This window comes from Streptomyces sp. NK15101, from assembly GCF_020400725.1.
In the GTDB taxonomy this organism is placed as follows: domain Bacteria; phylum Actinomycetota; class Actinomycetes; order Streptomycetales; family Streptomycetaceae; genus Streptomyces.
In genome coordinates, this window is record NZ_JAINVG010000138.1 from 1 (window position 1) to 11,443 (window position 11,443).

At 76.2% G+C, this 11,443-nt stretch carries 8 protein-coding genes; 6 read left to right on the top strand and 2 right to left on the bottom strand.

The features are described from left to right. The 5 genes from K7G60_RS36740 to K7G60_RS36760 form a co-directional block, all read left to right on the top strand. A partial coding sequence (locus K7G60_RS36740; RefSeq protein WP_225805308.1) for a hypothetical protein occupies positions 1-184 on the top strand: 184 nt, incomplete at its 5' end. Positions 185-236: 52 nt separating this feature from the next. After that, a complete protein-coding gene (locus tag K7G60_RS36745) occupies positions 237-1,427 on the top strand; it encodes an MFS transporter (protein ID WP_225805309.1) in 1,191 nt (396 codons plus the stop codon). A 557-nt stretch (positions 1,428-1,984) separates the two neighbouring features. Beyond that, the gene (locus K7G60_RS36750) at positions 1,985-4,087 is read left to right on the top strand and encodes a SpoIIE family protein phosphatase (RefSeq protein WP_225805310.1); all 2,103 of its coding nucleotides are present in this window, start codon (positions 1,985-1,987) and stop codon (positions 4,085-4,087) included. Further along, positions 4,084-6,882, top strand: a complete 2,799-nt coding sequence (locus K7G60_RS36755; RefSeq protein WP_225805311.1) for a SpoIIE family protein phosphatase/ATP-binding protein — start codon at positions 4,084-4,086, stop codon at positions 6,880-6,882. Before K7G60_RS36750 ends, K7G60_RS36755 begins: the two co-directional genes overlap by 4 nt. 60 nt (positions 6,883-6,942) lie before the next feature. After that, entirely contained in the window at positions 6,943-8,199 is a 1,257-nt protein-coding gene (locus K7G60_RS36760) for an amidohydrolase (protein ID WP_263986718.1), read from the top strand. Positions 8,200-8,243: 44 nt separating this feature from the next. On the opposite strand, the gene K7G60_RS36765 is transcribed toward K7G60_RS36760, so the two are convergent. Then, positions 8,244-9,713, bottom strand: a complete 1,470-nt coding sequence (locus K7G60_RS36765) for an APC family permease (RefSeq protein WP_225805313.1) — start codon at positions 9,711-9,713, stop codon at positions 8,244-8,246. Continuing rightward, on the bottom strand, positions 9,710-10,996 hold the full coding sequence (locus K7G60_RS36775; protein WP_263986719.1) for an amidohydrolase: 1,287 nt from the start codon (positions 10,994-10,996) through the stop codon (positions 9,710-9,712). The genes K7G60_RS36765 and K7G60_RS36775 overlap by 4 nt, the downstream gene beginning before the upstream one ends. A 199-nt stretch (positions 10,997-11,195) precedes the next feature. On the opposite strand from K7G60_RS36775, the gene K7G60_RS36780 reads away from it, so the two are divergent. Further along, on the top strand, positions 11,196-11,443 hold a 248-nt coding region (locus K7G60_RS36780; protein ID WP_225805314.1), incomplete at its 3' end, for a GntR family transcriptional regulator.

An 11,443-nucleotide genomic window follows, 5' to 3' on the forward strand; every position in this document is an offset into this window, starting at 1 on the left:
CCGCCCCCCCCCCCGGCCCGGCCCCCCCCCCCCGCCCGCCGCGCCCGTCCTGCGCGCCCTCCTCGACGTGGACGAGCGGCCGGTGGAGCACGGCAGCTGGCGGTCCGTACCGGAGGACGACGAGCTGTGCGCGGCGGCGCGCACGGCGCTGTACGCCGTCTCGGGGTCCGACCGGGGCGTCTGAATAGGGCATCTGCCGGATCCGGGCGCCCCGCCTCGGACGACAGCCTTCGGCCATGCGCTGGTCTTTGTATCTGACAGGTGTCGTCGTGTCCGGGTTCGGTACGACGGCGATGTGGCTGGTCTCCGGAATCTGGGTCAAGTCCCTCACGGGCTCGGACAGTCTGGCGGCCCTGGCCTCCTTCGCCCTCTGGGCGCCCGTGCTCCTCGGGCCGCTGCTCGGCACGCTCGCCGACCGGGTGCGGCGCAGACCGCTCCTGGTCGCCCTGAACCTGGCGATGGCGGTCCTGCTGCCGCTCCTGCCGTGGGTGGAGTCGGCGGACCGGGTGTGGCTGCTCTTCGCGGTCCTCGTGTTGTACGGGGCGCAGGGCGCCGTCCACGAGGCGGCGGAGCAGGCGCTGGTGGCGGTCGTCGTCGACGAGGGGCGGCTCGGCACGTTCAACGGGCTGCGGATGACGGCGAACGAGTCCATGAAGCTGATCGCCCCGCTGGTCGCGGCGGGCCTCTTCGCCCGGTACGGGGGCGGGCCCGTCGCCCTCCTGGACGCGGCGAGCTTCGCGGTCGCGGCGGGCGTGTTCGCGCTGATGCCGGTCCGGGAGGCGCGGCCCGCCCGGCCGGAGTCACGGAGCTGGTGGCGCGAGACGGCCGAGGGGGTGCGGCTGCTCCGGGCCTCGCGGGTGCTGCGGCCGCTGGTGGCGACGGGCGCGTTCACGATGCTGCTCGCCGGGGTGAACGGGGCCGCGATCTACGCCGTCGTGGACGGTGGGCTCGGGCACGCGCCCGCGTACGCCGGAGTGCTGTACGCGGTCCAGGGCGCGGGCTCGGTCCTCGCGGGCCTGGTCACCGGCCCCCTGCTGCGCCGGATCCCGGAGCGGGCCCTCGCCGGTGCCGGTCTCGCGCTGTTCGCGGTCGCGGTGGGCGTCCGGGGAGCGCTGCCGTACGAGGCGACGGCCCTGGCGGCGAGCGCCGTGATCGGCCTGGGGATGCCGTGGGTCCTGGTCGCCGTGATGACGGCCGTCCAGCGGGAGGCCCCGGCGGAGGCGGTGGGCCGGATGGCGGCGACCTCCCACACCCTGGTCATGGCCCCGAACGCCCTGGCGATCGCGCTGGGGGCGGGCCTGGTCGCGGTGGCGGAACCCCGCGTCCTGCTCCCGTCGGTCGCGGTGGCGGGGGTGGGCTGGGCCCTCGGCCTCGTGTCCCTGGCCCGCCACCGGGAGCCGGAGCCGACGCCCCGCCCGCCCGGCTGAACGCTCCCCGGCCCGTACGGGCCGCACCCACCGGGGCGACGCCCCCGCACTGGCCGCACCCGACTGGGCGGTGCCCCGGCCTCGTGCGGGGGCCTCGCCCTACTGGGCGGTGCCCCCGCCCGCCCGCCGTGTGCGCCGCGCCCGGCGGGGCGGTACCCCGGCCCACCCCCCGTGTGGGCAGTCGTCCCGCTGGGGCAAGGGGGTCCCCCCTGCTCGAGCGAAGCCGAGAGCTTGGGGGAGGGTGGGCACACGGGACGGCGCCCTTCAGCGGCGCCTCCGCGTTCCGCGCCTTGACCCGCACCACCAGGGAGCTGTGCACGGGGTGCGGGTCAGGGCGCGGAAGCCTGGGCCCGGCAAGGGGCGCCGTTCCGTTGTGCCCACCCGTTCCGCCCCAGCGGAACGACTGCCCACAACGGGGGGCGGGAGGGGCGCCGGCCCGGCGGAGCGACCGCCCACGACGGGGCGCGGAGGGGCCGGTCCGGCGGGGTGGAGGGTCGCGACCGCGGCCGGTCGCGGCGGGAGGCCTCGCGGTGCGGGGGTGCCTGGGGGCGGGGAGCATGGAGACAGGCACGGCGCGGCGGGAGGAGGGCAGCGTGACGGCCGGTTCCTTCCCGGGGACGACGGGGCGGGTCGGTGTGCCCCTGGACGGCAAGGGGCTCCTCGACGTGCTCGGGGTCGCCGCGGTCGTCGTGGACGCCCACGGCCGGATCGTGCTGTGGAGCCCCCAGGCGGAGAGCCTCTTCGGCTTCCGCGCCGACGAGGCCCTCGGCCGGTACGTGGCCCGGCTGATCGTCGGCGAGGAGCACCGGGAGGAGGCGATGCGCCTCTTCGGCGAGGTGCTGCACGGCGGCACGGCCTGGGCGGGCACCTTCCCCGTACGGCACAAGGACGGCTCCGTCCGGCGGGTGGAGTTCCGCAACATGCGGCTCACCGACGACCTGGGCGATCTGTACGCGCTGGGGATCGCCGCCGACGGCGCCGCCGTCGAACGGGTCGAGACCGAGCTGGCGCTCTCCGACCGGCTGGTCTCCCAGTCGCCGATCGGCCTGGCCGTCCTCGACACCGACCTGCGCTACGTCCTGGTGAACCCGGCCCTGGAACGGATGAACGGCATCCCGGCCTCGGAACACCTGGGCCGCCGGATCGCCGACATGCTCCCGCGGATCGACGCCGAGCCCCTGGAGGCGGCGCTGCGCAAGGTGCTGGCGACGGGGACGCCCCTGCTGGACCACCCGGCGGTGGGCCGGACGCCCGCGGACCCGGAGCGGGAGCACACCTGGTCCCTTTCCTTCTACCGTCTGGAGGGGGCGGACGGCCGCGTCCAGGGGGTCGCGGCCTCGGTGATCGACGTGACCGAGCGGCACCGGGCGGACGCGGACGCCGACCGGTCCCGGCGGCGGCTGGCGCTCATCGCGGACGCCTCGGCGCGGGTGGGCACCACCCTGGAGGTGGAGCGGACGGCCGACGAGCTGGCCTCGGTGGTGGTGCCCGAGCTCGCGGACATCGCCGCGGTCGACGTCCTCGACTCCGTCCTGGCGCTGCGCAGGCCCGGCTCGCCCGAGGAGGGTCCCGAGCTGTTCCGCGCGCTCGCGGTGAAGGCCGGCAGCCGTACGGACGCGCTGCCGGCGGCGGACCCGCCCGGGGAGGTCGCGATGTACGGCGCGGACCGGCTGGTCACCCGGTGCGTGCACACCGGTCTGCCGGTCCTGGTGGAGCACGTGGGCCCCGGCGACCTGTCGCGGATCGCGCGGAGCCCCGAGGCCGCGGAGCTGCTGGCGCGGGCGGGGGTCCACTCGTACCTGGCGGTGCCGCTGATCGCGCGCGGCGAGGTGCTGGGCGCGCTGGACCTCAAGCGGGACCGCAACGCGCTGCCCTTCGACGGGGACGACGTCCTGCTCGCGACGGAGCTGGCGGCCCGCGCGGCCGTCAGCATCGACAACGCGCGCTGGTACCAGAGCGTGCGGAACTCGGCGGTGACGCTCCAGCGGAGCCTGCTGCCGGGGGCGCCTCCGGCGCGGACGGGCCTGGAGGTCGCCGCCCGATACCAGCCGGCGCACGCTTCGAGCGAGGTCGGCGGCGACTGGTACGACGTGATCGCGCTGCCCGACGACAAGACGGCGCTCGTCGTCGGGGACGTGATGGGCAGCGGGATCGACGCGGCGGCGACGATGGGCCGGCTGCGGACCGCGACCTGCGCGTTCGCGGACCTCGATCTGTCCCCGGCGCAGGTCCTGCGGCATCTGGACCGGATCACGGCGGGCCTGGAGCACTACATCGCGACCTGTCTCTTCGCCGTGCACGATCCCGTGCGGCAGCGGTGCCGGATCGCGAACGCGGGACATCTGCCGCCCGTCCGGGTCCCGGCGGACGGCCCGGCCGAGCTGGTGCGGCTCTCGACGGGGGTGCCCCTGGGCGTCGGCGGGGGCGCCTTCCGCACGGCCCGGGTGCCGTTCCGGCCCGGGGACCGGCTGGTCCTCTACACGGACGGCCTGATCGAGACCCGTCACGAGGCGATCGACGAGCGGCTCGACCTGCTCGTCCGCCTCCTCGACGAGGACCGCGGGCCGCTGGAGGAGACCTGTGACCGGCTCCTGCGGGCGCTGCGCCGGCCGGGCGCCCCGGACGACGTGGCGCTGCTGATCGCCAGGAGCACGGGATGACGGCCCGGGACCGGAGCAAGGGGCGGGAGCGGGCCCACGCCCGGCGGAAGGGGCGGGTCGGGGGCCGCGGCACGGGGCTGCGGAGCGTCGCCGGGCAGGTGTTCGCCCTGGAGGCGCTGATCGCGCTCCTGGTCATCGCGGTGGCGGCGTTCGTGACGTTCCAACAGGAGCGGCGGGACACCGAGCGGGACGCCCGGATCCGTTCGCTCGCGGTCGCGGAGGCCTTCGCCCACGCGCCCGGCATCGACACGGCGCTGACCTCGCCCGATCCGACGGCCGAGCTGCAGGACCGGGCGGAGGCGACCCGGCGGGCCACGGGCGTGGACTTCATCGCGGTCCTGAGCCCCTCCGGGGTGCGGTACACCGACTCGCAGCCGGAGCTGATCGGCCAGAAGGCGACCGGGGACCTCTCGCGGGCGACGGTGGACGGCGAGTCGTACACGGAGCTGTTCCGGGGCGCGCCCAACGACGCCGTGCGGGCCGTGGTCCCGGTGGTGGACGACAAGGGCCGGATCGTCGGCATGGTCAGCAGCGGCATCGAGGTGGAGAGCATCGCGCACTCGGTGCAGAAGCGGCTGCCGCTGCTCCTCGGCGCGGCGGGCGGCGCCCTGGCGGCGGCCGTGGGCGGGGCGGCCCTGGTGAGCCGGCGGCTGCGGCGGCAGACGCACGGTCTCGGGCCGGCGGAGATGACCCGGATGAAGGAGCACCACGAGGCGGTGCTGCACGCGGTCCGGGAAGGGGTCCTGATCGTGGGGGCCGACCACCGGCTGCTGCTCGCCAACGACGAGGCGCGCCGGCTGCTCGGCCTGTCGGCTGAGGCGGAGCGGCTGTCCGTGTCGGAGCTCGGCCTCGATCCGCGGACGGTCGAGCTCCTGGAGTCGGGGCGGTCGGCGACGGACGAGGTGCACCGGGCGGGCGACCGGCTGCTCGCGGTGAGCGTGCGCCCCACGTTCTCGGAGGGCACCAAGTCCGGCAGTGTGATGACGATGCGGGACACCACCGAGCTGGCGGCCGTGACCGGCCGGGCGGCGGTGGCCCGCGGCCGTCTGCAGCTGCTGTACGAGGCGGGGGTGCGGATCGGGACGACGCTGGAGGTCGTACGGACGGCGGAGGAGCTGGCGGAGGTGGCGGTGCCCCGGTTCGCGGACTTCGCGACGGTGGAGCTGCTCGAACCGGTGCTGCGCGGGGAGGAGCCGCCGGAGGGCGCGGCCGCGGCCGCGGAGATGCGGCGGACGGCGCTGAGCGGGCTGCGGCCGGACCAGCCGCTCCAGCCGGTCGGGGACACGGTCCACTTCGACGTCCGCAACACCCCGATGGCGAAGGCGCTGCACGCGCGGCACGCGGTGGTGGAGCCGGAGCTGGCCGCGGCGGAGGGCTGGCGGGCGCAGGACCCGGAGGGGGCGGCACAGGCCCTGGCGTACGGGATGCACTCGCTGCTCACGGTGCCGCTGCTCGCCCGCGGGGTGATCCTCGGGATGGCCAACTTCTGGCGGGCGGACACCCCGGAGCCGTTCGGGGAGGACGACCTGTCGTTCGCGGAGGAGCTGGCGGCGCGGGCGGCGGTCGCGATCGACAACGCGCGCCGGTTCACGCGGGAGCACGCGATGGCGGTGACGCTGCAGCGGAGCCTGCTGCCCCGGGTGCTGCCGGATCAGAGCGCGGTGGAGGTGGCGTACCGGTACCTGCCGGCGAAGGCCGGGGTGGGCGGTGACTGGTTCGACGTGATCCCGCTGCCGGGGGCACGGGTGGCGCTCGTGGTGGGCGACGTGGTGGGGCACGGGCTGCACGCGGCGGCGACCATGGGGCGGCTGCGGACGGCGGTGCACAACTTCTCGACCCTGGACGTGCCTCCGGACGAGCTGCTGGGCCATCTCGACGAGCTGACGGGCCGGATCGAGAACGGGGACGGGGAGGGCACGGGCGGCGAGGTGCGGCGGCGGGACGAGGGCATCACCGGCGCGACCTGTCTGTACGCGATCTACGACCCGGCGTCCGGGCTCTGCACGGTGGCGAGCGCGGGCCATCCCGGTCCGGCGCTCGTCGCTCCCGACGGGCGGGTCGAGTTCCCCGAGCTGTCGCCGGGGCTGCCGCTGGGGCTCGGCCTGGGCGACGTGCCCTTCGAGTCGACGGAGCTGTGGCTGCCGGAGGGCAGCAAGCTGGTGCTGTTCACGGACGGGCTCCTGGAGGACCACGGGCGGGACCTGGACACGGGGCTGGGGCTGCTGGGGTCGACGCTCGCCCGGCCGGGCCGGAGTCCGGAGCAGACGTGTGCGGACGTGCTCGCGACGCTCCTCTCGCCGACGCAGCGGGACGACATCGCGCTGCTCGTGGCGGAGACCCGGCTGCTCGACCGGGACCGGATCGCCGAGTGGGAGGTGCCCCGGGACCCGTCGGCGGTGTCGCCGGTGCGGAACGCGGCGGCGGCGAAGCTGTCGGAGTGGGGGCTCGACGGGCTGGCGTTCACGGCGGAGCTGATCCTCAGCGAGCTGATCACGAACGCGGTGCGGTACGGGGCCGATCCGGTGCGCGTACGGCTCCTCCACGACCGGGACCGGACGCTGATCTGCGAGGTCTCGGACGGCAGCAGCACTTCGCCGCACCTGCGGCACGCGGCGACGACGGACGAGGGCGGGCGCGGGCTCTACCTGGTCGCCCAGTACGCGGAACGCTGGGGCACGCGGTACGCCCGGCGCGGCAAGACGATCTGGGCGGAGCTGAGGGTGGGCGCGGAGGGCTCCGAACCGGTGGCGATGACCGTCCCGGACCTGGACGCCCTGGAGGACCTGGCCTGGTGAGTGCGGGGGTCGCCGGAGCCACGGGGCCGCGGAGGCCGCCGGAGCCGAGTGGTATACCAAATGGAGCGTCACCTCCCCCGTACCCCGTCGCACCGCGCCCGAGGAGCCCCCGTGATCCCGCCCCCGCCCCGCTCCGCCACCGTCTTCCACGACGTACGCCCCTTCGGCGGCCCCGCCCGCGACCTGGTCGCCGTGGACGGCGAACTCGTGGCGGAGGTCCCGCCGGACGCCGAGGTCGAACGGGTCGACGGGGGCGGGCGGCTGGCGCTGCCGACGCTGGTCGACGCGCACATCCACCCCGACAAGACCTCCTGGGGCGAGCCCTGGCACAGCCGCCGGCCGGCCCACGGCATCGCCGAGTACGTCGCCGGTGACGTGGAGCTGGCCCGCGCCCTGCCGACCCCGGTCGCCGAGCGGGCGCTGCGGCTGATGTCGCACGCCGCCGCCCGGGGCACCCGGGCGATGCGCGCCCACGCGGACGTGGCCCCGGCCTACGGGCTCTCCGGGATCGAGGGGGTCGCCGAGGCGGCCCGGAAGCTCGCCGGGATCGTCGACGTCGAGCTGGTCGCCTTCCCGCAGCACGGGGTGGTCCGGACCCCGGGGGCGGCCGAGCTCCTGGCGGAGGCCGCCGGGAGCGGGCTCGTCACCCACATCGGCGGCATCGACCCGGCCGGTTTCGACGCGGACGGCGGCCACGGGGGCGACCAGCTCGGCACGGTCTTCGGGCTCGCCGAGAAGCACGGGCTCGGGCTCGACATCCACCTCCACGACCGGGGCGAGCAGGGCCTGGCGCCCTTGCGGGACATCGCCGCCCGGACCCGGGCGCTCGGCCTCCGGGGCCGGGTGAGCGTGGCGCACGCCTTCGCGGTCGCCGGTCTGTCCGGCCGGGAGCTCGACGAGACGGCGGACCTGCTCGCGGAGGCGGGGATCGCGCTCACCACGGTCGCGCTGTCCGCGACCACGATCCTGCCGTTCCGGCGGCTCGCCGAGCGCGGGGTGCGGGTCGGTCTCGGCTCGGACGGGGTCCGGGACAGCTGGAGCCCGTTCGGCGACGCGGACATGCTGCACCGGGCCTGGCTCGCCGCCTGGGCGCTGGACGCCCGGCTCGACGAGGAGCTGGAGGACTGCTTCCGGCTCGCCGCCGACGGGGGCGCGGAGCTGCTCGGCCTGCCGAAGGCGGACCTCCGGCCCGGCTCCCCCGCCGACTTCATGCTCGTCGACGGCGAGTGCCTGCCGCAGGCGGTGGTGGACCTGCCCCGCCGTGACCTGGTGGTCCGCGCGGGCCGGGTGGTGGCGCGGGACGGCCGCCTGGTGTGAGGGGTGTACGGGGGCGGGGCCGGGCCCCGCCCCCGTACCCGTGCTCAGTCCCGCTCCACGTCCACCGTCGTGAGCGAGGCGTACCGCTCGGGGTCCGTGCGCCGGATGCGCAGGGCCACGAGCAGGCCGGCCGCGAGGACCACCGGCAGCGGCACCAGGAGGGCCGTGTTCACGGCGCCGGTGCGGCCGGTGAGCAGGTCGAAGTGGACCACGGCCAGAACGGTGAGCAGGGTGAGGCCGGCGCAGGAGACGAGCGGCGCCCAGACGACCCGGGCGGCCGAGAGGCCCATCCGGTCGCGCCGGAAGTAGGCCCGGACGGCGAGCGCGGCGAGGGCCTGCATGCCCATGATGCCGAGGACGCCGACGCTGTTGGTCCACAGGAAGACCTCGCCGTACGGGTCGGCGGCGAGGAGCGTCCCGGCGCCGATGACGGCCAGGTTGAAGCCGGTCTGGGCGACGATGGCCCCGCCGGGCGAGCCGTGCTTCCCGGAGACCGCGCCGAGGCGGCGGGGCAGCAGGCCCTCGCGGCCGAGGGCGTACAGGTAGCGGGCTCCGGCGTTGTGGAAGGCGAGCGTGGCGGCGAAGGCGCTGACGATGACCAGGCCGTGCATGGCGTCCGCCAGCCAGGGTCCCGCGTACAGTTCGGCGGCCCGGAAGGTGAGTTCGGGTCCGTCGGCCGCGCGGGCCAGCTCCACGGCCTCGTCGGTGCCGAAGGCGCCCATGACCAGCCAGCAGCCGAGGGAGTAGAAGACGGCGAGGAAGCCGATCGCGATGAAGGTGGCGCGGGGCACGGTCCTGCGCGGTTCGCGCACCTCCTCGGCGAAGATCGCGGTGGCCTCGAAGCCGGTGAAGGCGCCGATGACCAGGACGAACATGCCCGCGACGCCGCCGGAGGCGAGGGTGGAGGGGGCGAAGGACGCGGTGTCGAGGGCGGCGGTGCCGCGCTCGCGGAGGATGCCGCCGTCCATGACGACGAGCGAGAGGACCTCCAGGACCAGGGCGATGCCGAGGACCTTGGCGCTGAGCGTGACCCTCAGCCGGCCGAGCACGCCGACGGCGAGGACGCAGAGCCCGGAGAGCAGCCACCAGGGCACGTCGGCACCGGTGGTGTCGCGGATCGATCCGGCGGCGAAGTAGCCGAAGGCCGCGGCGACTCCGGGGGTGACGAGGTTGTACGAGACGACGGCGACGTAGGCGGTGCCGACGCCGAGGGTGCGGCCGAGGCCGCGGGCGACGTACGCGTAGAAGGCCCCGGCGTTGCGGACGTGCAGGCTCATCGCGGTGAACCCGGCGGCGAAGAGGGCGAGCAGGGCGCCGGAGACCAGGTAGGCGAGCGGGGCGCCGGGGCCGCCGATGCCGATGGCGAAGGGGGCGACGCCGGCGAGGACGGTCAGCGGCGCGGCGGCGGCCACGACGAAGAAGACGAGGTCGAAGGTGCCGATCCGGCCGACGGCGAGGCGGCCCGCCGTCTCGGGGGCCGTCGGAGCCGTGTGGGATGGGGTGTCGGTGCTCACGCGGCCCCTCCGGCGGTCGTGACGGAAGCGGACGGGGCGGGCGCCGGCAGGGCGGGCGCGGGCGGGACGAGCGCGGGGTAGGCGTCGTCGGCGAAGGGGCCGACGACGTGTCCGGCGTGCAGGACGAGGAGCCGGCGGGGGTGGGCGGCGACGGCCTCGGGGACGGAGCCGGCGGCGACGGCGACGAGGTCGGCGCGTGCGCCGGGGGCGAGGCCGTGGTCGGCGATGCCGAGCGCGGCGGCGGCCTCGCCGGTGACGAGGGAGGCGGCGACGGACAGTTCGGAGTCGGTCATGAGCCCGGCCCTGAGGCCGATGATCGTGGCGCGTTCGAGCATGTCGGCGGTGCCGTAGGGCCACCAGGTGTCGCGGATGTTGTCGGAGCCCGCGAAGACCCGGACGCCGTGCTCGCGCAGCCGGAGGACGGGCGGGACGGGGCCGCTGGGGCCGTTGGTCATGATCGCGACCCCGGCGGCGGCGAGGGCGGTGGCGGTGCGGGCGAGTTCGGCGTCGTCGACGTCGCCGAGGGCGTAGGCGTGGCTGACGGCGACCCGGCCGCCGAGGCCGAGGGCGGCGGTGCGGGCGGCGATGTCCCGCAGCTGGGCGGTGCCGGTCTCGCCGCCGTCGTGGAGGTGCAGGTCGATGCCCTTGCCGTGGCGCTCGGCGAGGCCGAAGACGATGTCGAGCTGGCCGGCGGCGTCGCCGTCGAAGCCCACGGGGTCGAGGCCGCCGACGAGGTCGGCGCCGTCGGCGAGGGCGGCGTCGAGGAGTTCGGCGACGCCGGGCGCGGTGACGACCCCGGACTGCGGGAAGGCGACGAGCTGGATGCCGAGCCGGCCGCGGAACTCCTCGCGGACGTCGAGGAGGGCGTGCAGGTGGTCGAGGCCGGTGTCGGGGTCGACGTCGACGTGGGAGCGGACGTGTCCGGTGCCGAGGGAGACCATGCGGCGGGCGAGGGCGGCGGCCCGTTCGGCGACGGGCACCTCCTCGGTGCGGCGGGAGTCGCGCTCGGCGGCGATCTGCTCCCGCAGCGTGGCGGTGGCCCGGTGCGGGCGCCAGGGGGCGCCGAGGAGGGTCTTGTCGAGGTGGGCGTGGCCGTCGACGAGGGCGGGCAGCAGCAGCGCGCCGCCGAGGTGGAGCGCGCCGGGCGGAGTGGGGCGGCCGGGGACGTGCGTCTCGACGGCGCTCACCCGGCCCCCCCGGAGGTGGACGTCGACGGTGCGGCCGTCGGGGAGGGTGGCCCCGAGGAGGACGGTGGGCCTGGGCGGGGCGGAGGCCTCGCTCATGGTGTCTCCTTCGCGAAGTACGTACGAGTCGCAGGGGCGAGCGCCGCGATCCCCCTGGTGATCGCGGCGCGGCGCCAAGGTATCTGGTATACCGAATACCAAGCAATGGCTTGCGGACCCTCGCTTCGGGACCCTGCCGCGCGGGTCTGCGAAGATCGGGGAACCACCACCTCCACCCGCCCCGACTGGAGCCCTCCCGATGACCACCCCCCGCCCCGCCGCCCGCAGCACCGCCATCGGGGACAGCCACCCGTCCCTGCGGGAGCGGGTGTACGTGGAGCTGCGCGAGCGGATCATCGAGGGCGACTACCCGGCGGGACTGCGGCTCGTGGAGCGGGAGATCGCCGACGAGCTGCGGGTCTCCCGGGTGCCGGTGCGCGAGGCGATGCAGCGCCTGGAGTCGGAGGGCTTCCTCTCGGTGCAGCCGCGCCGGGGGTCGGTGGTGGC